At 72.9% G+C, this 22,506-nt stretch carries 21 protein-coding genes; 8 read left to right on the top strand and 13 right to left on the bottom strand.

The features are described from left to right. Nucleotides 1–21: 21 nt before the first annotated feature. On the bottom strand, nt 22–1,290 hold the full coding sequence (locus tag OHA99_RS03025; RefSeq protein WP_153176698.1) for an extracellular solute-binding protein: 1,269 nt from the start codon (nt 1,288–1,290) through the stop codon (nt 22–24). Between the two features lie 260 nt (nt 1,291–1,550). Here OHA99_RS03025 and OHA99_RS03030 point away from each other — a divergent pair, with 260 nt between their 5' ends. Then, nucleotides 1,551–1,766, top strand: a complete 216-nt coding sequence (locus tag OHA99_RS03030) for a dodecin (RefSeq protein WP_007389281.1) — start codon at nt 1,551–1,553, stop codon at nt 1,764–1,766. A 33-nt stretch (nt 1,767–1,799) separates the two neighbouring features. Here OHA99_RS03030 and OHA99_RS03035 read toward each other — a convergent pair whose 3' ends face one another. Beyond that, entirely contained in the window at nt 1,800–2,291 is a 492-nt protein-coding gene (locus tag OHA99_RS03035; protein WP_165683817.1) for a hypothetical protein, read from the bottom strand. A 59-nt stretch (nt 2,292–2,350) separates the two neighbouring features. On the opposite strand from OHA99_RS03035, the gene OHA99_RS03040 reads away from it, so the two are divergent. Both OHA99_RS03040 and OHA99_RS03045 read left to right on the top strand, forming a co-directional pair. Continuing rightward, complete coding sequence (locus OHA99_RS03040; protein ID WP_165683818.1) at nt 2,351–3,370, top strand: LLM class flavin-dependent oxidoreductase; 1,020 nt, start codon at nt 2,351–2,353, stop codon at nt 3,368–3,370. 40 nt (nt 3,371–3,410) lie between these two features. Further along, nucleotides 3,411–5,756 carry an ATP-binding cassette domain-containing protein gene (locus OHA99_RS03045; RefSeq protein ID WP_405693846.1) on the top strand — a complete coding sequence of 782 codons (2,346 nt, stop codon included), beginning with the start codon at nt 3,411–3,413 and terminating at the stop codon, nt 5,754–5,756. A 42-nt stretch (nt 5,757–5,798) separates the two neighbouring features. Here OHA99_RS03045 and OHA99_RS03050 read toward each other — a convergent pair whose 3' ends face one another. The 6 genes from OHA99_RS03050 to OHA99_RS03075 form a co-directional block, all read right to left on the bottom strand. Next, nucleotides 5,799–6,740: a PRC and DUF2382 domain-containing protein gene (locus OHA99_RS03050; RefSeq protein WP_405693848.1), complete on the bottom strand. Its 942-nt coding sequence runs from the start codon at nt 6,738–6,740 to the stop codon at nt 5,799–5,801. A gap of 72 nt (nt 6,741–6,812) precedes the next feature. After that, entirely contained in the window at nt 6,813–7,640 is an 828-nt protein-coding gene (locus tag OHA99_RS03055; RefSeq protein WP_165683819.1) for a 1-acyl-sn-glycerol-3-phosphate acyltransferase, read from the bottom strand. Then, the gene (locus tag OHA99_RS03060; RefSeq protein ID WP_007389259.1) at nt 7,637–8,410 is read right to left on the bottom strand and encodes a GNAT family N-acetyltransferase; all 774 of its coding nucleotides are present in this window, start codon (nt 8,408–8,410) and stop codon (nt 7,637–7,639) included. Before OHA99_RS03060 ends, OHA99_RS03055 begins: the two co-directional genes overlap by 4 nt. A gap of 206 nt (nt 8,411–8,616) precedes the next feature. Then, nucleotides 8,617–9,363 carry a succinate dehydrogenase/fumarate reductase iron-sulfur subunit gene (locus tag OHA99_RS03065; protein WP_153176705.1) on the bottom strand — a complete coding sequence of 249 codons (747 nt, stop codon included), beginning with the start codon at nt 9,361–9,363 and terminating at the stop codon, nt 8,617–8,619. Next, nucleotides 9,360–11,309, bottom strand: a complete 1,950-nt coding sequence (locus OHA99_RS03070) for a fumarate reductase/succinate dehydrogenase flavoprotein subunit (RefSeq protein WP_381609575.1) — start codon at nt 11,307–11,309, stop codon at nt 9,360–9,362. Before OHA99_RS03070 ends, OHA99_RS03065 begins: the two co-directional genes overlap by 4 nt. A 1-nt stretch (nt 11,310) precedes the next feature. After that, nucleotides 11,311–11,982 (bottom strand): succinate dehydrogenase, encoded by a 672-nt coding sequence (locus OHA99_RS03075; protein WP_153181648.1) that lies wholly within the window; start codon nt 11,980–11,982, stop codon nt 11,311–11,313. A gap of 131 nt (nt 11,983–12,113) precedes the next feature. Here OHA99_RS03075 and OHA99_RS03080 point away from each other — a divergent pair, with 131 nt between their 5' ends. Next, nucleotides 12,114–12,998 carry a LysR family transcriptional regulator gene (locus OHA99_RS03080; protein WP_153176707.1) on the top strand — a complete coding sequence of 295 codons (885 nt, stop codon included), beginning with the start codon at nt 12,114–12,116 and terminating at the stop codon, nt 12,996–12,998. Between the two features lie 13 nt (nt 12,999–13,011). Here OHA99_RS03080 and OHA99_RS03085 read toward each other — a convergent pair whose 3' ends face one another. After that, on the bottom strand, nt 13,012–13,911 hold the full coding sequence (locus OHA99_RS03085; RefSeq protein ID WP_153176708.1) for an NAD(P)H-binding protein: 900 nt from the start codon (nt 13,909–13,911) through the stop codon (nt 13,012–13,014). Between the two features lie 181 nt (nt 13,912–14,092). Here OHA99_RS03085 and OHA99_RS03090 point away from each other — a divergent pair, with 181 nt between their 5' ends. Further along, a complete protein-coding gene (locus OHA99_RS03090) occupies nt 14,093–14,929 on the top strand; it encodes a LysR family transcriptional regulator (RefSeq protein ID WP_405693854.1) in 837 nt (278 codons plus the stop codon). A gap of 257 nt (nt 14,930–15,186) precedes the next feature. Here OHA99_RS03090 and rmdA read toward each other — a convergent pair whose 3' ends face one another. The 3 genes from rmdA to OHA99_RS03105 all read right to left on the bottom strand — a co-directional run bounded on the left by rmdA (nt 15,187) and on the right by OHA99_RS03105 (nt 19,314). Next, a complete protein-coding gene (gene rmdA / locus OHA99_RS03095; RefSeq protein WP_405693856.1) occupies nt 15,187–17,331 on the bottom strand; it encodes a cyclic Di-GMP phosphodiesterase RmdA in 2,145 nt (714 codons plus the stop codon). Next, nucleotides 17,328–18,140, bottom strand: coding sequence for an SAM-dependent methyltransferase (locus OHA99_RS03100; RefSeq protein WP_164381341.1), 813 nt, complete (start codon nt 18,138–18,140; stop codon nt 17,328–17,330). Before OHA99_RS03100 ends, rmdA begins: the two co-directional genes overlap by 4 nt. 226 nt (nt 18,141–18,366) lie before the next feature. After that, a complete protein-coding gene (locus tag OHA99_RS03105) occupies nt 18,367–19,314 on the bottom strand; it encodes an SCO0930 family lipoprotein (RefSeq protein WP_153181649.1) in 948 nt (315 codons plus the stop codon). Between the two features lie 404 nt (nt 19,315–19,718). Here OHA99_RS03105 and OHA99_RS03110 point away from each other — a divergent pair, with 404 nt between their 5' ends. The 3 genes from OHA99_RS03110 (at nt 19,719) to OHA99_RS03120 (ending at nt 21,766) form a co-directional block, all read left to right on the top strand. Then, a complete protein-coding gene (locus OHA99_RS03110; RefSeq protein WP_282881862.1) occupies nt 19,719–20,279 on the top strand; it encodes a hypothetical protein in 561 nt (186 codons plus the stop codon). 16 nt (nt 20,280–20,295) lie between these two features. Continuing rightward, the gene (locus tag OHA99_RS03115; RefSeq protein ID WP_405693860.1) at nt 20,296–21,060 is read left to right on the top strand and encodes a hypothetical protein; all 765 of its coding nucleotides are present in this window, start codon (nt 20,296–20,298) and stop codon (nt 21,058–21,060) included. A 190-nt stretch (nt 21,061–21,250) separates the two neighbouring features. After that, the gene (locus OHA99_RS03120) at nt 21,251–21,766 is read left to right on the top strand and encodes a hypothetical protein (RefSeq protein WP_405693863.1); all 516 of its coding nucleotides are present in this window, start codon (nt 21,251–21,253) and stop codon (nt 21,764–21,766) included. Between the two features lie 82 nt (nt 21,767–21,848). On the opposite strand, the gene OHA99_RS03125 is transcribed toward OHA99_RS03120, so the two are convergent. Further along, nucleotides 21,849–22,343 carry a hypothetical protein gene (locus OHA99_RS03125; protein ID WP_061440977.1) on the bottom strand — a complete coding sequence of 165 codons (495 nt, stop codon included), beginning with the start codon at nt 22,341–22,343 and terminating at the stop codon, nt 21,849–21,851. Between the last annotated feature and the right edge of the window lie 163 nt (nt 22,344–22,506).

Genomic DNA, 22,506 nt, shown 5'->3' on the forward strand with positions numbered 1-22,506 from the left:
GCCGGTCCCGCCGCGGGACGGTCAGCGCGTGTTGGGGTCCAGCAGTTCGGTGATGCGGTCGGAGGCCTTCCGGGCCTCCGGCTTCGCCTCCGCCCCCTTGAGCACCTTCGTCATGTACTCCTTGATCGGGTTGTCCGCCTCGACCGCGCCCCACTGGGGCGTTCCGGGGGTCGCCCGGCCCTGCGCGGCGCCGGCCGCCATGGCCTCGGCCCCCTCCTCGCCGGAGACGGCCTCGGCGAGCGACTTCTTGTTCGGCACGTAGTTCATGGTCCGGGCCAGGTCGGTGTTCCACTTCTCGCCCGCGAGCGCCTCGATCACGGCGAGGGCGCCCTCCTCCTGGTCGGTGTTCTTCGGGACGACGAGGTCGGAGCCGCCGGTGAAGACGGCGCCGGGCTTGTCGGCGCTCTTGCCGGGCACGGGGAAGAAGCCGATCTTGCCCTTGAGGTCCGGGTTCTCGCGCAGGACGGACTGGGCCTGGCCCGGCACCGCGATGATCTGCGCGACCTGCCCCTTGGCGAAGACCCCGGACTGCGGCGGGTGTTCCTCGTCGGCGTCGACCGGACCGTCGCCCAGGGCCTGCAGTTCGCGGTAGAAGTCCATGCCGCGCAGGGCCGCTCCGGAGTCGAGGGCACCCGTCCAGACCCCGCCCTCACCGGCCTGGGTCGCCAGTTCGCCGCCCTCGTCCCAGATGAACCCGGCGAGCGTGTACCAGTCCTGGCCGGCCAGGTAGATGCCCTGGTCGCCGTTCTTGTCGAGCTTCTCGGTGGCTTCGAGCCACTCCTCGCGGGTGCGGGGCGGCTCGTTGACGCCGGCCTGCTCGAAGAGGTCCTTGCGGTAGATGACGACGCGGTTGGCGGCGTACCAGGGGACGCCGAACTGCTGGGACATCCACTGACCCGGTTCGGCGAGGCCCGGAAGCCAGTCGCGGATGCCCCAGTCGCGCATCGACTCCAGGGTCAGGTCCTGGAGCCGGCCGCCCTCCGCGTACTGCGGGACCTGGGTGTTGCCGACCTCGACGACGTCGGGGCCGTCCGTGCCGTCGGCCTTCAGCGCGGCCTGCACCTTGTCGCCGATCCCGGTCCACTCCTGGATGCGGATGTCCAGGTCGAGGTCGGGGTGGTCGGCCTCGAAGCCCTCGGTGAACCGCTTCAGGAAGTCTTCCGAGGCGCTGCCCTTCATCAGCCACACGCTGACGGTGTGCCGCCCGCTCCCGCCGTCCTGCGAGATCAGGCCGCAGCCGCTGAGCACGGAGGCGGACACACAGACAAGGGCGAGGAGGCGACGTCTCACGAGGGGTCCTTCTGACTGACGAACAGAGGGTGGCGGCAGGTGCGTCCTGCACACGCGAAGGGAGACCCGACGTGGGGGACGAGCCCGAGGCTCGAACGGGTGTCTGGGATTTTGGTATGGACCATTACAAAGGTCAAGGGGCAAGGGGAGGTATCGGAGCGTTTCCGCCCCGAACGCCGATGCCTCGCGCTCCGTCCCGACTTGGGGCACGGTGGAGTGACGCAGCGCACACCGCTGTCCTCGCGGAAGGGAGCACCGGCATGTCGAACCACACCTACCGGGTCACCGAGGTCGTCGGCACCTCGCCCGACGGCGTCGACCAGGCGGTCCGCAACGCCATCACCCGTGCCTCGCAGACCCTGCGCAAGCTGGACTGGTTCGAGGTGACACAGGTGCGCGGCCAGATCGAGGAGGGGCAGGTCGCGCACTGGCAGGTCGGCCTGAAGCTCGGGTTCCGCCTGGAGGAGTCGGACTGACACCCCGGGAGCCCATCCGGACGGCCGTGTCCGTCAGGTACGGCCCTCGCGCTCCTGCGCCACGCGCAGTTCGGCCGACCGGGCCGCCCAGCGTGCCCGGAGCACGGGGAAACCGGCCCGCTCGGCGTCGTCGCAGACCAGTTCGTCGTCGTCCACCAGGATCCGGACGTCGCGGGTCCGGGCGAGGCGCCGCAGGATCTCCAGCTTGGTGCGCCGGGCGGGCCTGCGGTCGGCGTTGCCCCGCATGTGCACGACACCCTCGGGCAGGCCGTGCGCGGCCAGCCAGTCGAGCGTGTCGCGCCGGCAGCGCTCGGGCCGGCCGGTGAGGTAGACGACCTCGCACTCCTTGGCGCTCTCGCGCACCAGCGCGACCCCCTCCGCGAGCGGTGGATCGTGCGGCGCGGCGGCGAAGAAGGCGTCCCAGTCGCGGGGCCTGCGCTCCAGGAACCGCTGCCGGTGCGCGGTGTCGGCGAGGGTGTTGTCCAGGTCGAACACGGCCACCGGCGGTCTGCTGCTGTCGCTCACGCGTTCACCCTAGAGGGCGCCGCCGGGAATCTGTGCGGCGCGCGGGCGTTGAACAGCATGTGACCTCAAGCCTCGCCAGCACCCGCTTCTCCGTCCTCGACCGCTCCCGCATCCGCGCCGGCCGCAGTGCCGGGGAGGCGCTGCGCGACACCGTGGAGCTGGCCCGGGAGGCGGAGCGGCTCGGCTACCACCGGTTCTGGGTGGCGGAGCACCACGGCGTGCCCGGGGTGGCCGGTTCGGCGCCGACCGTGCTCGCCGCCGCCGTGGCCGGGGCCACGAGCCGCATCCGGGTCGGCACCGGGGGCGTGATGCTGCCCAACCACCGGCCGCTGGTGGTCGCCGAGCAGTTCGGCGTGCTGGAGTCGCTCTTCCCCGGCCGGATCGACATGGGGCTCGGCCGCTCGGTGGGCTTCACCGACGGCGTCCGCAGGGCGCTGGGCCGGGAGAAGGACGACGCCGAGGACTTCGACGCGCAACTGGCCGAGCTGCTCGGCTGGTTCCGGGGCAGCTCGCCGACGGGCGTGCACGCGCGCCCCGCCGAGGGGCTGACCGTACCGCCGTTCGTCCTGGCCATGGGCGAGGGCGCGGCCGTCGCCGCCCGGGCCGGCCTGCCGATGGTCATCGGTGACCTGCGCGACCGGGACCGGATGCGCCGCGGTATCGACCGCTACCGCGCCGGGTTCCGCCCCTCCGGGTGGAGCGCGGAGCCGTACGTCGTCGTCTCCGGCACCGTGGCGGTGGCCGCCACCGCCGAGGCGGCCCGGCGGCTGCTGGTCCCGGAGGCGTGGTCCATGGCCCAGGCCCGCACGCGGGGCTCCTTCCCGCCGCTGCCCCCGGCCGAGGAGGTCGGGGCCCGGACGATGACCGGCAAGGAGCGCGACCTGTACGAGGCCGGTCTCGCGGGCCACGTCGCCGGCACCGAGGAGCAGGTCGCCGACGAGCTGGAGCGGCTGGTGAAGGAGACGGGCGCGCAGGAGGTCCTGGTCACCACCAGCACGTACGACCGCGAGGCGCTGCTCGGCTCCTACCGGCGGCTCGCCCGTGTCACCGGCACGGGTCCGCTCGGCGCCCCGGCGTAGAATCGCGGAGTTTGTCCCCCACCGTACGGAGCCCCCCGCGATGCACAGCCCCCACGACCCGTACGTCCGGGTGCGCGACGCGCGCGAACACAATCTCAAGGGCGTCGACGTGGACGTCCCCCGGGACGTGGTGGCGGTGTTCACCGGCGTCTCGGGGTCGGGGAAGTCCTCGCTGGCCTTCGGGACGGTCTACGCGGAGGCGCAGCGGCGGTACTTCGAGTCGGTCGCGCCGTACGCCCGCCGCCTGATCCACCAGGTCGGCGCCCCGAAGGTGGGCGGGATCACCGGGCTGCCGCCCGCCGTGTCGCTCCAGCAGCGGCGGGCGACCCCGACGTCCCGCTCCTCGGTGGGCACGGTCACCAACCTCTCCAACTCCCTGCGGATGCTCTTCTCCCGCGCGGGCGACTACCCGCCGGGCGCCGAGCGGCTGGACTCCGACGCCTTCTCGCCGAACACCGCGGCCGGGGCCTGCCCGGAGTGCCACGGGCTCGGCCGGGTGCACCGCACCACCGAGGAACTGCTGGTCCCGGATCCCTCGCGGTCGATCCGGGACGGTGCGATCGCCGCGTGGCCGGGTGCCTGGCAGGGCAAGAACCTGCGCGACGTCCTGGACGCGCTCGGGTACGACGTGGACCGGCCCTGGCGCGAGCTGCCCGCCGAAGCGCGGGAGTGGATCCTGTTCACCGACGAGCAGCCGGTGGTCACGGTGCACCCGGTGCGGGACGCGGGCCGCATCCAGCGGCCGTACCAGGGCACGTACATGAGCGCCCGGCGATATGTGATGAAGACGTTCGCGGACTCGAAGAGCAGCACGCTGCGGGCGAAGGCGGAGCGCTTCCTGACCGGCGCGCCCTGCCCGGTGTGCGGCGGCGGCCGGCTGCGGGCCGAGTCCCTCGCGGTGACCGTCGGCGGCCGCAGCGTCGCCGAGCTGGCCGCGCTGCCGCTCACCGAGCTGGCCGCCCTCCTGCCGACCGAGGGCGAGACGGCCAAGGTGCTGACCGAGGACCTCGTGTCCAGGATCGCGCCCGTCGTCGAGCTGGGGCTCGGCTATCTGAGCCTGGACCGGCCCACGCCCACCCTGTCGGCGGGCGAGTTGCAGCGGCTGCGGCTGGCGACCCAGCTGCGGTCCGGGCTGTTCGGGGTGGTGTACGTCCTCGACGAGCCCTCGGCCGGTCTGCACCCGGCGGACACCGAGGCGCTCCTGACGGTGCTCGAGCGGCTGAAGGCGGGCGGGAACTCGGTGTTCGTGGTGGAGCACCACCTGGGTGTGATGCGCGGCGCCGACTGGATCGTGGACGTCGGTCCGCTGGCCGGCGAGCACGGCGGGCGGGTGCTGTACAGCGGTCCGGTCGACGGTCTGGCCGTGGTCCCGGAGTCCGCCACCGCCCGGCACCTCTTCGGCCGCTCCCCCGCGCCCGTCCGCGAGGCGCGCGTGCCGCGGGGCACGCTGACGGTCGGTCCGGTGACCCGGCACAACCTGCGCGGGGTGAGCGCGCGGATCCCGCTCGGGGTGCTCACCGCGGTGACGGGCGTCTCCGGCTCCGGGAAGTCGACGCTGGTCGGCGAGATCACCGAGGAACTGCCGGGGGTGGACCGGCTGGTCTCCGTCGACCAGCGGCCCATCGGCCGCACCCCGCGTTCCAACCTGGCCACCTACACGGGTCTGTTCGACGTCGTACGCAAGGTCTTCGCCGCCACCGACCAGGCGCGGGAGCGCGGTTACGGCGTGGGCCGGTTCTCCTTCAACGTGGCGGGAGGACGCTGCGAGACCTGCCAGGGCGAGGGCTTCGTCAGCGTCGAGCTGCTCTTCCTGCCGAGCACCTACGCGCCGTGCCCGGACTGCGGCGGGGCGCGCTACAACCCCGCGACGCTCGAAGTGACGTACCGGGGGCGGAACATCGCCGAGGTGCTGGACCTGACGGTGGAGGGCGCGGCGGACTTCTTCGCGGACACGCCGGCGGTGGCCCGCAGTCTGGCCGCGCTGCTGGACGTCGGTCTCGGCTATCTGCGGCTCGGCCAGCCGGCGACGGAGCTGTCCGGCGGGGAGGCGCAGCGCATCAAGCTCGCGAGCGAGCTTCAGCGAGGGCGCCGCGGTCACACCCTCTACCTCCTCGACGAGCCGACCACCGGTCTGCACCCGGCCGATGTCGAGGTGCTGATGCGCCAGTTGCACGGTCTCGTCGACGCCGGGCACACGGTCGTCGTGGTCGAGCACGACATGGGGGTGGTCGCGGGCGCCGACCACGTGATCGACCTGGGGCCGGGCGGCGGCGACGCCGGTGGCCGGATCGTCGCCGCGGGGCGGCCGGCCGAGGTGGCGCGGGCCGCCGGGAGCGCCACGGCGCCCTATCTGGCCCGGGCCCTGGACGGCGGGGAGCGCCGGTGAAGTGGCTTCACCGGCGCCCGGTCCCGCGACCGCGGGGAGCGGTCACTTGCCGCCCCGCCGCTTGTCGTCCCGGGGATGCTTCGTCTCACCCTCGGTGAACGACTCGGTCTCGGCCTCGATGCGCTCCTTGCGGACCTGGCCGCGCACCGTCTCGTTCTCCGTGAGCTCCTCCGTGGTCATCCGGACGCGCTCCACCGGTACCGTCTCCGTCTCCACGACGGCACGTTCCGCGTGCAGCGTGACCTCGTGCTCGGCCTCGCTGATCTCCGGTCCGGCCAGCGCCTCGTCACGGTTGGCGTCCGTGATGGGCTCGCGCACCACACGCACTTCCTCGTGGGTGATCGGCACGGTCTGCTGGACCTCTTCGGTGACCACGTACTTGCGCAGCCTGGCCCGGCCGGACTCGTGGCGTTCGACGCCGATGCGCATCTGCTCCTCGGAGCGGGTCATGGCCTCGTCGCCGCGCATGCCCTCGCGCCGCCCGGCGTCCTCGCGGCCGGTCCTGCCGCCCGCCGTTCCGGCAGCACCGGTTGTACCGGCCAGCCCCGCGGCACCCGCCGCTCCGGCCGCTCCGGCGGCTCCGGCGGCTCCGGCGGTGCCCGCCGTGCCCGTTCCCGCGGCGGCGGGGCCGTCGTCGGTGCGCTCGGCCTCGGACAGCACGCTGTCCCAGTTGATGCCGTAGTAGTCGTACAGCCGGTGCTCCTCGGTCTCCGACAGATGGCCGCCCGCGTCGACGTCGACAGAGGGCGCGCCCTTGACCTGGTCCTTGCCGTAGGGAACCTCGAGGTGGTCCTGCACCATCGCGGCGTCGCGGATGGGCACGAAGGACTCGGCTCCGCCGAACATGCCCGTCTTGACGCTCACCCACTCGGGGCGCCCGGTCATGTCGTCGAAGAAGACATGCTTCGCGTCGCCGATCTTGTTGCCGTCCCCGTCGTAGACCGGTTGGTCCAGGACGTTGGCGATCTCTTCACGGGTGATCATCTGCCATCACCCTCCTTTCGGGTGCCTGCCTTCCGATTGTCCGCATCCAGCGGTGAGGAAACGGCACAAACTTCACAAAGCACACACGCTTTTCGAAAGTGCTTTCTCCTGGTGGCCGTGGACCGCCTCCTCCGCGGCCCGCGCCAGGGAACGGCGGTCGCGGTGCCGGCCGGGCGACACGGCCGGGCACACCTCCACCTCAGCCGTCAGTCCCCGCGCCGACGCCACCCGCCACAGGGAGGCGATCAGTGTGTCCACGCCGACGAACGCGGGCGTGGTGCTCACCGCCCGCTCCCCGGACCGGTAGCGGATCCGGACCGGCTGGACCGGCACCCCGGCGTCCAGGGCCGCCTGGAACACCGCCCGGCTGAAGGGCCCCCGGGCGCGTCCGCACCAGGTGCTGCCCTCCGGGAAGGCGGCCACCGCTGCGCCGGCCGCCAGGACCCGCGCGATCGCGTCGACCGTGTCCGGCAGTGCCCGCAGCCGGTCCCGCTCGACGAACAGCACCCCCGCACGCGCGGCCGGCCCGCCCGCCACCGGCCAGCACCGGATCTCGCTCTTGGCCAGCATCCTGGCCGGGCGCACGGCGGCGAGCAGCGGGATGTCGAGCCAGGAGACGTGGTTGGCGACGAGCAGCAGCCCGCCTGCGGGAGCGGCCGCACCCGTGACGCGGACCCGGACCCCCGCGGCCCGCACGACCCACCGGCACCAGCTGCGCACCGGTGCCGCGGGCAGACGGCGCCGCAGGCCGGACGGCGCCAGTACGACGGCGGTCCCGGCCAGCAGCAGCGCCGCGAGGGCGGTGAGCCGCAGCACGGCACGCGGCACGGCCGCCACGCCGCGGGGCCGCTCGACACACGCCCCGGGGGTGCAGGGCGCGACGGGCAGCCAGCCGCTCATCGGGCCGGGGCGAGCGAGAGGAAGTGGCGCAGGTAGCGCGGGTCGACCCGGCTCATCGGCAGCAGCACGTACAGGTCCGCGACGCCGAAGTCGACGTCGTGCGCGGGCGCGCCGCAGACCCAGGCGCCCAGCCGGAGGTAGCCGCGCAGCAGCGCCGGCAGCTCGGTGCGCGCGGCGGGCGCCGCCGGGCGCGGGACCCACGGGAGCAGCGGCCGTACCCGGTACTCCTCGGGAGCCAGGTGCTTGGCCCGCACCCGGTCCCAGGTCCCGGCGGCGAGCGTTCCGCCGTCGGCGAGCGGGAGCGAGCAGCAGCCCGCCAGCCACTCGTGGCCCCGGTCGGTCATGTAGCGGGCCATCCCCGCCCAGATGAGGCCGATGACGGCGCCGTCGCGGTGGTCGGGGTGCACGCAGGAGCGGCCGACCTCGACGAGTCCGGGCCGGATCGCGTCCAGCGCCGCGAGGTCGAACTCGGTCTCGGCGTACAGCCGTCCGGCCACCGCCGCGCGCTCCGGCGGCAGCAGCCGGTAGGTTCCGACGACCTGTCCGGTCGTCTCCTCGCGCACGAGCAGGTGGTCGCAGTACGCGTCGAAGGGGTCGACGTCGTACCCGGGCTCGGCGCTCGCCAGCAGTGCTCCCATCTCCCCGGCGAACACGTCGTGCCGCAGCCGCTGCGCGGCCCGTACGTCGTCCTCGTCGCGGGCGAGGGCGACGGTGTAGCGGCGGGGAGCGGCGGGCTTCGGGGGACGGTCCGCGGTCAGTACGCCGGTCATGGGTGCTCTCCTGGTCGTGAGAACGGTGGTGGTGGGGACGGGCTCCGCCACAGTTCTCCCGACGCCGGCTGTACTGCACATGACGAGTGCCGGGAGCCCGGATGTGCGCTTCCTGAATGCCGGGAGCAGAAGCGAGACGGGGCCGAGGGGAGCACCTCCCTCGACCCCGCCCGTCCGCACCTTGTCGGCGAACGTTCACTGAACCCCTAGCGCTGCACCTTCCGTGCGGCCCGCAGCCACTCCTTGTTCATGCTGGTGATGGACATCAGCGGGATGCCCTTCGGGCACGCGGTCGCGCACTCGCCGGTGAGCGTGCATCCACCGAACCCCTCGGCGTCCATCTGCCCCACCATGTCGAGCACCCGCGTCTCGCGCTCGGGCGCGCCCTGCGGCAGGACGCCCAGGTGGTTCACCTTCGCGGAGGTGAACAGCATCGCCGCCCCGTTGGGGCAGGCCGCCACGCACGCGCCGCAGCCGATGCACTCCGCGTGTTCGAAGGCGAGGTCGGCGTCCGGCTTCGGCACCGGCGTGGCGTGCGCCTCCGGCGCGGCACCGGTGGGCGCGGTGATGTAGCCGCCGGCCTGGATGATCCGGTCGAAGGCCGAGCGGTCGACGACGAGGTCCTTGACGACCGGGAAGGCGGAGGCCCGCCAGGGCTCGATGTCGATGGTGTCGCCGTCCTGGAAGGACCGCATGTGCAGCTGGCAGGTGGTGGTCCGCTCGGGGCCGTGGGCGTCGCCGTTGATGACCAGCGAGCAGGCGCCGCAGATGCCTTCGCGGCAGTCGTGGTCGAAGGCGACCGGGTCCTCGCCCTTGAGGATGAGCTCCTCGTTGAGGGTGTCGAGCATCTCCAGGAAGGACATGTCGCTGGAGATTCCGTCCACCTCGTACGTGGACATGGCGCCGTCGGCGTCGGCGTTCTTCTGCCGCCAGACGCGCAGGGTGAGCTTCATGCGTAGCTCCGCTGGGTGGGGTGGACGTACTCGAAGACCAGGTCTTCCTTGTGCAGGGTGGGGGCGTCGCCGGTGCCGGTGAACTCCCAGGCGGCGGCGTAGCCGAACTCGTCGTCCCTGCGGGCCGCCTCGCCGTCGGGGGTCTGGGACTCCTCGCGGAAGTGGCCGCCGCAGGACTCGGCGCGGTGCAGCGCGTCGAGGCACATCAGCTCGGCGAGTTCGAGGTAGTCGACGATGCGGTTGGCCTTCTCCAGCGACTGGTTGAACTCCTCGCCGGTGCCCGGGACCTTGATGCGCCGCCAGAACTCCTCGCGGATCTGCGGGATGCGCTCCAGGGCCTTGCGCAGGCCGGAGTCGGTGCGGGCCATGCCGCAGAACTCCCACATCAGCTCGCCCAGTTCCCGGTGGAAGGAGTCCGGGGTGCGGTCGCCGTCGACGGACAGCAGCAGGTTCAGCCGGTCCTCGGTCTCGGCCAGCACCTCCTGCACCACCGGGTGGCCGTCGTCCACGTCGTCCTCGTGCGGGTTGCGGGCGAGGTAGTCGTTGATGGTGGCCGGGAGCACGAAGTAGCCGTCGGCCAGTCCCTGCATCAGCGCGGAGGCGCCGAGCCGGTTGGCGCCGTGGTCGGAGAAGTTGGCCTCGCCGACGGCGAACAGACCGGGGATCGTGGTCTGGAGGTCGTAGTCGACCCACAGTCCGCCCATCGTGTAGTGCACGGCCGGGTAGATCCGCATGGGCACCCGGTACGGGTCCTCGTCGGTGATCCGCTGGTACATGTCGAAGAGGTTGCCGTACTTGGCTTCCACCGCCTTGCGTCCCATGCGCTCGATGGCGTCGGCGAAGTCCAGGTAGACGCCCTGGCCGCCGGGGCCCACGCCCCTGCCCTCGTCACAGACGTTCTTCGCGGCGCGGGAGGCGATGTCGCGGGGGACGAGGTTGCCGAAGGAGGGGTAGATGCGCTCCAGGTAGTAGTCGCGCTCGTCCTCGGGGATCTTGTTGGCGGGACGGTCGTCGCCCTTGGCCTTCGGCACCCAGATCCGGCCGTCGTTGCGCAGCGACTCGCTCATCAGCGTCAGCTTGGACTGGTGGTCGCCGGTGCGCGGGATGCAGGTGGGGTGGATCTGTGTGAAGCAGGGGTTGGCGAAGTAGGCACCGCGCCGGTGCGCCCGCCAGACGGCGGTCGCGTTGGAGTTCATGGCGTTGGTGGAGAGGTAGAAGACGTTGCCGTAGCCCCCGCTGGCCAGGACGACGGCGTCCGCGTAGTAGGTGTCGATCTTCCCGGTGATCAGGTCCCGGGCGACGATGCCGCGGGCCCGGCCGTCCACGACGATCAGGTCGAGCATCTCCGTGCGGGCGTGCATCTCGACGGTGCCGGCCGCGATCTGCCGGCTGAGCGCCTGGTAGGCGCCGAGCAGCAGCTGCTGGCCCGTCTGGCCGCGGGCGTAGAAGGTGCGGGAGACCTGCACGCCGCCGAAGGAGCGGGTGTCGAGCAGTCCGCCGTACTCGCGGGCGAAGGGCACGCCCTGCGCCACGCACTGGTCGATGATCTCGATCGAGATCTGCGCCAGCCGGTGCACGTTGGACTCGCGGGAGCGGAAGTCGCCGCCCTTGACGGTGTCGTAGAACAGGCGGTGGATCGAGTCGCCGTCGTTGCGGTAGTTCTTCGCGGCGTTGATGCCGCCCTGGGCGGCGATGGAGTGGGCGCGGCGTGGGGAGTCCTGGTAGCAGAACTGGACGACGTGGTAGCCCTGTTCGGCCAGCGTCGCGCCCGCGGAGCCGCCCGCGAGGCCGGTGCCGACGACGATGACGGTCTTCCCGCGCCGGTTGGCGGGGTTGACCAGCTTCGCCTCGAAACGGCGGGTGTCCCAGCGTTCGTTGACGGGCCCGGCCGGGGCCTTGGTGTCGGCGACCGGCTCGCCGGTCGTGTAGTCGGCGTAGGTTGTCATGTCAGCTCACCACTCCGGTCATGACGCCCACGGGTACGGCGATGAAACCGAGCGTGAGCAGCAGCGCGAGGACGTTCGCGACGGTCTTCAGGGCGCGGTCGCGGGTGCGGCTGCCGGCGCCGAGGGTCTGGGCGGCGCTCCAGAAGCCGTGCCTGATGTGCATGCCGACGGCGAGCACCGCGACGATGTAGATGACGTTGCCGTACCAGGTGGAGAAGGTGTCCACGACGTTCTGGTAGGGCTTGCCGGTCTCGAAGCCGCCGGAGTGCACGGTGCCGGTGGTCAGGTCCAGGATGTGCCAGACGATGAACAGGCCGAGGATGATCCCGCCCCAGCGCATGGTGCGCGTGGCGTAGCTGGAACGGGCCTTCTTGTGCACGTACTTGCTGGGTCGCGCCTTGATGTCGCGGCGGCTGAGCTGGTACGCGGAGACGGCGTGGGCGACGACGGCGACGACGAGCACGACGCGGATCAGCCAGAGCGTCCACTCGTAGTGCATGAACGGCTCGCCGACCGTGCGCAGCCAGTGGGCGTAGTGGTTGAACTCCTCGGTCCCGAAGAAGATCTTCAGGTTCCCGATCATGTGGGCGACCAGGTAGAGCAGCATGACGAGACCGCTGACCGCCATCACTGTCTTCTTGCCGACGGTCGAGTCCCACACGGTGCGCGCCATGGACGGCCGTCGGTCCGTCCGCGTTGCCAGAGCCATGTCACAGGACGTTACGGGGACCGGGCCCCATCGGTCCAAGACATGGAACGCCTGGTTTCCATAGGGTGTGCCTATCAAGGCCGTATGCTCGTGGTATGCAGTTGCAACAGCTCCAGTACTTCGTGGCGGTCGCCGAGACCCGGCACTTCACCCGGGCCGCCGAGGTGGTCCACGTGGCGCAGCCCTCGCTGTCGCAGCAGATCAAGGCGCTGGAGCGGGAGCTGGGCGCCGACCTGTTCCTGCGGGCGCGCGGGAACATCACCCTCACCGACGCCGGGGAGGCGCTGCTGCCGCTGGCCCGGCGCATCCTCGCGGACGCGGACACCGCCCGGCACGAGGTGCTGGAGCTGGCCCAGCTGCGCCGCGGCCGGGTCCGGCTGGGCGCCACCCCGAGTCTGTGCACCGGTCTGCTCCCGGACGTGCTGCGCGCCTTCCACGACCGCTATCCCGGCATCCAGCTGCTGATCGAGGAGGGCGGCTCGCACGACCTGGTGCGCGAGCTGGCGCGCGGTGCGCTGGACCTCGCCCTGGTCGTGCTGCCGCTGCCCACCGCGTCACCGGCGCTGACCACGGTGGAGCTGCTGCGGGAGGACCTGGTGGTGGTGTCGTCCCCGGAGTCGCCCCGGCCGGGCGGCGGGCGCCGTGCCGTGCGCATCACCGACCTGGAGGGCGAGCGTCTGGTGATGTTCCGGCACGGCTACGACCTGCGGGAGCTGACCGTGGCCGCGTGCCGCTCGGCCGGGTTCGAACCGGACTTCGCCGTGGAGGGCGGGGAGATGGACGCGGTGCTGGGTTTCGTGCGGGCCGGGCTCGGCATGGCGGTCGTCCCGCGCATGGTGGCCGCGCGCTCCGGGCGCGGACTGCGGGTGACCCCGCTGGCCCGGCCGGGCCTGTACCGGACCATCGCCCTGGCCCACCGCAGCGACGTGGCTCCGCCGCGGGCGGCGCGGGAGCTGACGCGGATGCTCCTGGAGCGGTGACGGCCCCGGGCCGTCAGGCGGGCGTGGCCGGCCTGAGGACCTCCTCGCACCAGCGGCGGAAGCTCGTGGGCGCGGTGTCCGGGGTGCTGGGCTCGGCCGCGCCGTAGAAGCCCTGGGCGTCCATCGCCGAGGCCATGTCGGCCAGCCCCTGGGCCCCGCTCTCGCTCGCCCCGAACCGCAGGGCGGACGCCTTGTAGGCCTCCGGGGTGGTCTCCCGTACCCGTACCGGACGGCCCAGTACGTCGGACAGCACCCCCGCCATGCCCGCCGGGGTGAGGTCGTCGGGGCCGACGAGCGGGACGTCCGCGCGACCGGTCCAGGAGTCGTCGAGGAGCAGACGGGCGGCGGCGGCGGCGATGTCGGCGGTCGCGCAGGTCCGCAGGACGCGGTCGGCGGCGTACGCCATGCGGAACTCGCCGGTGTCGCGCAGGGCGGTCGCCTGCCCGAGCAGGTTCTCCATCAGGAAGGGCGGGCACAGCGCCCGGTAGTGCACGCCGGTGGCCGCGATCCGGTCGTCCATGGCGAGCGAGGCGGAGATCGGTCCGGCGTCCTTGGCCACGCCGCGTCCCAGGCTGGAGACGGCGACGACCCGTGGAACGCCCTGCCGGGCGATCACGTCGCACAGCGGCAGCGTGAAGTCGCGGAAGTGGCCCTCGACACTGTCGGCGCCGGGCGCGGGCGGCACGAGCCAGAACACCTGGCCGGCACCCTCGCAGGCCGCGGCCAGGACCTCGGGGTCGGCGTGCGAGCCCTGGAACACCTCGGCCCGTTCGCGGGCGCGGGCGGTGAGACGGCCGGGGTCGCGGGCGATCACCCGCAGGGCGGCCCCGTCGTCCCGGGCGTCGAGGGCGTCCAGGACTCGGTCGAGGACCTGCCGGCCGATTCCGCCGGTCGGGGTGGTGATGACGATCACGAGCACAACTCCGGTTCAGGGAAGGCGAGATGGAAGGAAATGCACCGGGGCGGGTAGCCCGTACCGTTCGCTTCCCGGCGCTCTTCCATCCTGTTCGCCGGGCCGGTGGAACTGAAGGATCGATCGGGTCCCGCTTGTTACCCTGAAGGCAATACCGGGCGGCACCCGAGGGAGGCGGAGCATGGAGTCGCGTTCCCTGCGGTACTTCGTGGCGGTCGCCGAGGAGCTGAACTTCGCACGCGCCGCCGAGCGGCTGGGCATCTCCCCGCCACCGCTGTCCAGGGCGATCCGCCGCCTGGAGACGGAGCTGGGCGTCACCCTGTTCGAGCGGACCACCCACAGTGTCAGCCGGACCCCGGCCGGGGACGTGCTGCTCGCCGAGGCGCGCGTCGCACTGGACGCCCTGGAGGCCGCCGGGCGGCGGGCCAGACGGGCGGCCGAGGGACCGAAGCTGGTCCTGGCCGTGAAGGCGGACGGGGACGCGGGGCTGCTGGAGCCGATCCTGACGCGCTACGCGTCCGAGCCCGGGTCCGTGCCGGTCGCCGTCCGGATGTGCGGGTGGCAGGAGCAGCCGCGGCTGCTGCGCGGCGGCGAGGCGGACGTCGCCCTGGTCCACGCACCGTTCGACGGGGCCGGCCTGGACGCGGAGACCCTGGCCGCCGAGCCGCGTGTCGCCGCCCTCGCCGCGGACCATCCGCTCGCCGCCCGGGACCGTCTCGAGCTGGCCGACCTCGGCCTGGACGCCGACAGCGTGGAGCGGCACATCGACGAGGCGCGGCGCGGCCACGGCGACCTGGCCCAGGTACTCACGGCCGTCTCCCTCGGGAAGGTCGTCACCCTGCTGCCCGCGTCGGTGACCGCCCGCTACCCGAGGCCGGGCGTCGCGTACCGCCCGGTCCCGGACGCGCCGCCGGTCGTCCTGGCCGTCGCCTGGCCCCGGCAGTCCCGCTCGACGGCGACCGCGGCCCTCGTCCGCGCGGCGACGGCGGTCGCGGAAGCCGCCCGCGCCGGGGCGTGAACCGAGTCGTCGGTGCCGGGGCAGAAGCCGGGGGCGTCCGCGCCGGGAGGAGAACGGAGACGCCCGCGCCGGGAGGGGAGCCGACGCGCCCGCGCCGGGGCGTGAACCGAGCCGTCCGCACCGGGGCAGGAGCCAAGCAGTCCACGCCGGCCGCCCTGCTGCGGCAAGGCGCAGGCTGGGCCGCGCCGGGGCCGGGAGCCGCCCGGGGCGGAGCCTGAGCCGGCCATGACGGATCCCGGACGGACCGGCGGCCCCGCTCAGCCCGTCGCGTCCACCAGTGCCAGGTCGTGCAGCCGCTCCGGCGGGCCCGGGCGGGCGTAGTACCAGCCCTGGGCCGTGTCGCAGCCCAGTATGCGCAGTTGCTCGGCCTGGGCGCCGGTCTCCACGCCTTCCACGGTGACCGCGAGGTCCAGGCTGTGGGCCAGGGCGACGATCCCCTCGACGATCTTCAGGTCGACGGGGTCGGCCGGGAACTGCTGCATGCTCTGCGTGAAGGAGCGGTCCAGCTTGAGGACGCTCACCGGCAGCCTGCGCAGGTTGGCGAGGTTGGAGTAGCCGGTGCCGAAGTCGTCCAGGGCGATGTCGACGCCCATCTCGGCCAGCCGGCGCAGTGGTTTCAGCAGGTCGTCGTCGGCGCCGATCAGCGCCGACTCGGTCACCTCCAGACACAGCGCGTCGGGCGTCACACCGGTGCGCTCCAGGATCTCGACGGTGTCCTGGACCAGGCCGGGGTGGGTGAGCTGGCAGGGCGAGAGGTTGACGTTGATGCGCAGCGGGCCCGCGGCGCCGCCCTCGCCGTACCGCTCGCGCCAGAGGCGGGCCTGGCGTACGGACTGTTCCAGGACCCAGCGGCCCAACGGCACGATCAGGCCGGTGTGTTCGGCCAGCGGGATGAACCGGTCGGGGCCGAGCACCCCGTGCTGCGGGTGCAGCCAGCGCACCAGCGCCTCGGCGCCGCGTACGCTGCCGTCGCCGAGGTGGACCAGCGGCTGGTACTCGATGAAGAACTCGCCGCGCTCCAGGGCGGCCGGCAGGGCGGTGGTCAGCCCGTGCCGGGTGATGACACGGGCGTCGGCCTCCGGGTCGGCCAGCTCGAAGCGGTTGCCGCCCGCCGACTTGGCCCGGTACATGGTGATGTCGGCGCTGCGCAGCACCTCGGCCGGGCTGCGCTCGCCCGCCGGGCCCTCCACGATGCCGATGCTGCCGCGCACGGTCAGTTCGCGGCCGTCGACGCTGACCGGGGCGAGCAGCGCGTTCATGATGCGGCCGGCCAGCTCGTCGACCCCGTCCCGGGTGTCCGGTCCGGTGGTCAGCGCCACGAACTCGTCGCCGCCCAGCCGCGCCACCATCTCCCCGGGCGCGGTGGCGCAGCCCTGGAGCCGGTCGGCGACCTCCACGAGCAGCCGGTCGCCGGCCGCGTGGCCGAGGCTGTCGTTGACGGTCTTGAAGCCGTCGAGGTCGAGGTAGCACAGGCCGAAGCGCTGGCCCGGGCCCGCGTTCAGGGCCTTCTCCAGGCGTTCGAAGAAGAAGCTGCGGTTGGGCAGGCCGGTGAGCGCGTCGTGGGTGGCCTCGTAGCGCAGCCGCAGGTTGAGCAGCCGCCGCTCGGTGGTGTCCTCCATCAGCGCGAGCTGGTACTGCGGGATGCCGTCGGCGTCGCGCAGCAGGGAGACGGTGAGGTTGGTCCACAGGACCGTCCCGTCGGGCCGGTAGAAGGCCTTCTCCACGTGGTAGTGCTCGCGCTCGCCGCGCACCAGCTCCTCGTAGAGCCGCCAGGTCTGCGGCGCGTCGTCCGGATGCGTCCACTCGGTGGCCCGGCGGCCGCCCAGCATGGGGTCGGCGATGCCGAACATGCGCATCAACGCCTCGTTGACCTGGAGGACGTTGCCGTCCAGGTCGGCGATGCCGATGCCTATGGCGGCGCCCTCGAAGACCGCGCGGAAGCGGGCCTCGCTGGCGTGCAGGGCCTCGGCCACCACACCCTGCGCCTTCAGGGCGGCCTGCGCGATGGCCTCCTGCTCGGCCAGGGTCCTGGCGCGCAGCGCCCCGGCGAACCCGGCCGCCATGGCGTGCTGGAGCCGTGCGGAGCGGGCCCGCAGGTCCTCCGGGTCGCCGTCCTCGCCGCAGTAGAGCACCAGGTAGGCGTCGACGCAGTCCAGCGTCCGGGAGAGCGCGTCCGGGTCGGTGCAGTGCGCGTCGACGAGGGCGGCGCCGACCGCCCTGGCCTCGGCCGCGTCGAAACTCCGCGCGCGCAGCACCTCGCTCAGCCGGCGGGCCAGCGGCAGCAGTTCCGCCTCGAACTCGGGCCGGGTGGACGAGGTGGAGGTCACCGGGAACACCGCCCGGCTCCAGATCGTCGCGAACCGGCGCAGTCGGTCCTCCGGCCCGTCCGGCTCCGCGCTCACGCCGTACGCCCCACGCCGGCGAACCCGGAGAACGCGTACGGGTCCTCTTCCTCGGGCTCCCCCTCCGGCCTCCAGCGCGGCATCGGAACCAGTCCGGGTTCCACCATGTCGTACCCCTCGAAGAACCGCGCGATGTGCTCGCGCGAACGCATGATCAGCGGATTGCGGATGTCCTTGTACACGTCCACCGCGCCTCCGGCCCGCTCGGCGGGCAGCGGGATGTTCTCGTACGAGGCGTGCGTGAGGACGAGCAGGCTGCCGGGGGCGAGCGCGTCGCTCAGCTCGGCCACCGCCGCGTACGGGTCGTCCTCGTCTTCCACGAAGTGCAGTATGGCAACCAGCAGCAGGGCGACCGGCCGATTCAGGTCGATCAGCCGCTCCACCTGGGCGCTGGCCAGGATCTCGGCCGGCTTGAGGAGGTCGCCGGCCACGACGTCCGCGTCGTCGTTGCCCGCCAGGACGGCCTCGCTGTGCGCGACCGCGACCGGGTCGTGGTCCACGTACACCACGCGGGCGCCGGGACGGCTGCGCGCGGCCACCTCGTGGACGTTGCCGAAGGTGGGGATGCCGGAGCCGATGTCGAGGAACTGGTCGATGCCCTCGCCGGCCGCGAAGCGCACGGCCCGGCGCATGAACGCCCGGTTGGCCTGCATGATCTTGGGGAGTCCCGGCATGAACTCCATGGCCCTGCGGGCCGCTTCGCGGTCCACCTCGAAGTTGTGCGAACCGCCCAGGTAGAAGTCGTAGATCCGGGACACGCTGGGCACCGAGATGTCGATGCTGCGAGGGGCCCAGGCGGGACGCTCCATCTAGCTCTCCAAGGCATAGGCGATCCGGTGTTCGAGCTGAGGCTACTGATCGCCCGCCAAACGGGCGAGTCCAAACGGAAATTGACCGTCCGTTCCCGGTCACTGCCCCGGGCACGTGCCGTGGGCGAAGGCATGCCAAAGCGCACGAACGGGACCGTCCCCTCCGTCTGGGTGCGGAGGGGACGGCCCGGTGGTCGTGCGCCGAAGGTGGGCGGGCGGGAGGTCGCTACTTCTTCGGTGCGCCGACCGGCTTTCCGTCGGGTTTGACGGCGTACCAGGTGCCGCCGACGCCCTGGCCGTTGGTGTCGCCGGCCTTCTTGTCGCCGGCGAAGGTGTAGATGGGCCAGCAGTCGATCGTCTGCTGGGCGGCGCCGTCGGGCCGGGTGAAGCTCATCAGGCCCTTCTTCTCGACGCCCTTGGTGTCGTTCGCCTCGACGGGCGCCACGACCGGCCATTTCTCCAGGCAGGCTCCGGTGCAGGCCGACACCGGCTTCGGCCAGGCCTCGTCCTTCATGAAGCGGTAGACGGTCATGCCGTTCTTGTCGACGACGATCTCGCCGAGTTTCGGGTCTTTGCGGGTGGACAGCCCGGCGGCCGGCTCGGCCCGGGCCTTCTTGCCGTCGGCGGCCAGGGCGTACCACTTCTTGCCGACGCCCTGGCCCTTGACGTCCCCGGCGGCCGTGTCCTTGGCGTAGCGGTACGCGGGCCAGCCGCCGATCGTCAGCTGCTTGGTGCCGTCGGGGCGGGTGACCTCGCCGAGCAGATCCTCGTCGATGCCCTCACCCGCGAGGGCGTCGTCCGCCCCCACGGGCGGCCACTTGGTGGCGCAGTCGTTCTCGCAGGTCGTCTTGGGCGGCTCGGCGGTGTCGGCGTCGAAGCGGTAGAGGGTGCGGCCCGCTCCGTCGGTCACCAGTTCGCCGAAGTCGGCGTCGGTGGAGACGGACAGCTTGCCGGCCGGTTCCGGCGCGCTCGCCGAAGCCTGTCCGGCTCCGGCGCCGGTGCCGACGCCGTCGCCGGCACCCGCGCCGAGGTCGCCGACGTCGCCGGGCGCGGCCGTCGCGCCCACGTTCTGGCTGCCGGTGGCGCCGCCGCCGTCCTGACCGCACGCCGTCGTCAGCGCCAGCACCACCGCGGCGCTCGCCACGAGTGAGGCGCTCCGCCAGGAGGTCTTCATCGTCAATCCCCGATCGTCACGAAGGTGTTGGGGCGTCCTGCCGGCCGCCGCACGACACTGGGTACGCACAGGGAAGCCCGTTGTGTTCAACGGGAGACGGGCTTTCTTTCCGGCTCCCATTCCGGCCCTCTGTCCGGCTCCCATTCCGGCTCCCGTTCCGGCCCTCTGACCGGCTCGCTCTCCGGCTCGCCTTCCGGACGTCACCGGCAGGTGGCCCCTCGCACAGGCTTCCGGCATCCGGCGAAGACGGGTCCGCCGTCGTCAAACCCCTGGTGGGGAGGTGTCCCTCCTTCGGGGCAATCGCCGGTCACTCGGGCGTGGGACGGTGCGCCAGGCTTCATGATCTCGTCGTGCATGGACCCGAACCGACCCGATCCGCCGCTGCCGGACGGGTGTTGGCCCTGGTGACGCTGACGTTCACCCTCGTCGGCATACCGGTCGCCCCGGCGCAGGCCGACGCCTGCGCGTACGCCTCGACCGGACCGGACGGCACCGACGCGGTGGCGGTCGCCGGGAGCCTCTCCTGGCCCACCTTCCCGCCGTGCTCCGAGCCGACTCCGACACCGACGCCCCCGCCGCCCCCCAAGCCCACTCCGCCCCCGCCCGAGCCGACTCCCCCGCCGCCGCCCGAGCCGAAGCCTCCCGCGCCCACGCCGCCGGCGCCGCGGCCCGAACCGCCGCCGCCGGCGCCACGTCCGGCACCGCCCCGGCCCACGCCCACCCCGACGCCGACGCCCCGTCCGAGCCCGCCGCCGGTGCGGCCCGAGGTGCCCGTGCCCGCTCCGTCGGCCACTCCGGCGCCCACGCCCACCCCCCGGCCGTCACTCAGCCCCGTGCACTACCCGCGCCACCGCGCCGCCCGGCCGCCGCAGCGGTCCTCGCGCGGGGCCACGTCGCCGCTCGTCTTCGTCCTGCTCATCACGGTGCCCGCGGTGGTCGCCGTCGCCGCGCTCCGTGCGCGCTGATCCCTGGAGGCCTCTCTTGCCGGAATGGCTTGTTCTCACCCTCGCGATGCTGGCCGCGTGTGCCGTGGTCGTCGTCGTCACCCTGCTACGGCACCGCACGGCGTCCGACGACGAGGACATCACGGAGACCCCGGACGTCATCGAGTACATGACGATGTGGATCGGCGTGGTGTACGCCATCGTCCTGGGCCTGGCGATCGCCGGTGTCTGGGAGGCACGCAGCGCCGCCGAGGCCGACGTGCAGACGGAGGCCGTGGCGCTGCACGAGATCTCGGAACGGTCCCGGGTCTACCCGCCCGAGGTCCGTGACCGCATCCGGGCGGATGTCAACGCCTATGTCGGACACGTCGTCACCACCGAGTGGAAGGCGATGGCCGACCACAACGAGCTGACCGACCGCGGCACCGAGCTGCTCGACCGCGTCCGCGCGGACGTCACCGACTACGAGCCGAGGTCGGACTTCGAGGCCCAGGCGTACCAGCCCCTGGTCGACCAGGTGGCCCTGGCGGACCAGGCCCGCAACTCCCGGGCGCAGTCGACCGGGGCGACCATGCCGGGGGTGGTGTGGTTCGGGCTGATCGCCGGGGCCGTCATCACCATCGGGATGGTCTTCGCCCTGCAGATCCGGCGCACGCCCCGGGAACTGATCCTCGCGGGGCTGTTCTCCGCGCTGATCGCCTTCCTGCTCTTCCTGATCTGGGACTTCGACGCGCCCTTCAGCAGGGGCGTCTCGGCGTCCACCGACCCGTTCCTGAGCCTGTTCCCGGGCGCCGGGGACTGACACGACGCCAGGGGGCGGCGACGGCGGACACGCCGTCACCGTCCCCTGAGCGGCCCACACTCTTGCCCCATTCGCGCGACAGCGATCGCGGCGACGTGCACGGCTTCCTAGCGTTTCGGACATCGAGGTGCATTCCTGGCGCGGGCGGAACAGGTCCGCCGCTGCTCCTCGGGGACCCGGAGGATTCACCATGCGCGCGATACCCGTCGCCTCGGTCGCCCTGCTGGGCGCCGCGGCCCTCTCCGCCTGCGTGCCGGCCGGGGCCGTGGGCTCGGACACGTTCGGCTTCACCGTCTCCCCCGCCACCGTGGCGCCGGGCGGCGAGGTCACTGTGGGGGTGGGCCGTACCGCCGCGGGCTGCCACGGGCGGGTCACGGTCACCTCGCCGGTGTTCGACACGGTCACCATTCCGCGGCACGAGTCGTCCGCGACGGCCCGTGTCGACCGGGAAGCCCGGCGCGGGGCGGTCTACCGGGTGACGTTCGCCTGCCGGGACAAGACCGGCACCGTGGACCTGACCATCGCCGGCGGCTCGCACCGCCCGTCCGACGAGCCCTGGCGCGACAAGGGCGTGCACGCCGGTGAGGGCGGCAGCGTCGCCGGGTTCGACGTGAAGCAGATCGGGATCGGCGCGGCACTCGTCGCGGGGGCGGTGGGCACCGCGTACCACCTCTCGCGCCGCCGTTCCGGCGAGAACCGGACCTGACCCACCCGCACCGCGCGCGGCACTTCGCCCCGGATCCCACCGGATCCGGGGCGAAGTGCTGCCGGTGTCCTCCGCCGTGCGGTCAGATCCGCCGCTCGGACCGGCGGCGCAGCCAGAACAGACCGCCGCCGGCGACGGCCGCGGCGACGAGCCCGCCGCCGATCGCGATGTCGGTCGAGGTCGCCCCGCTGGAGCTGCTGCCGCCGAGGCCGCCGCGGACACCGCCGATGACGGTGAAGGCCGCCGGCCGGGTCAGCCGCCGCCCCGAGCAGTTGACGGTGATGTCGTGCGAGCCCGGCCGGGCGTCCTGCTTGATGGTGGCGGTGCCCTTCGACGTCTCGTTGGCTCCCCTGACCGGGGTCAGGTGGGTGGTCCGGAACGCGTCCGAGGTCATGGTGCCGCCCTGGGGGCAGCCGTCGACCGTGACGGTCATCTGGCCGCCGCGGGCGATCACACTGGGCAGGGCGACGATGTTGCTCGGCTGGTTGTGGTCCCCGCCGGCGGTGGCCGCGGGGGCCGCCAGACCGAGGACAGCGACCGCGGCGCCGGCTGCCGCGAGGGCACGAGTGTTGCGCATGTGATCCTCCGCGGAAGACGCCCCGGGTCCCGTCCCCGGTCGATCGGCGAGAAAGCGCCTCCCAGAAAGACCCTCAGTTGACCTGCGCGCAGCCGCACTTCGGGAATGGTCCGTCCTGGTGAGAGGGGCGGTGGGCCGAAACCGCGCGAGTGGATATCGCCGC

This window comes from Streptomyces coelicoflavus, from assembly GCF_045041415.1.
In the GTDB taxonomy this organism is placed as follows: domain Bacteria; phylum Actinomycetota; class Actinomycetes; order Streptomycetales; family Streptomycetaceae; genus Streptomyces; species Streptomyces coelicoflavus.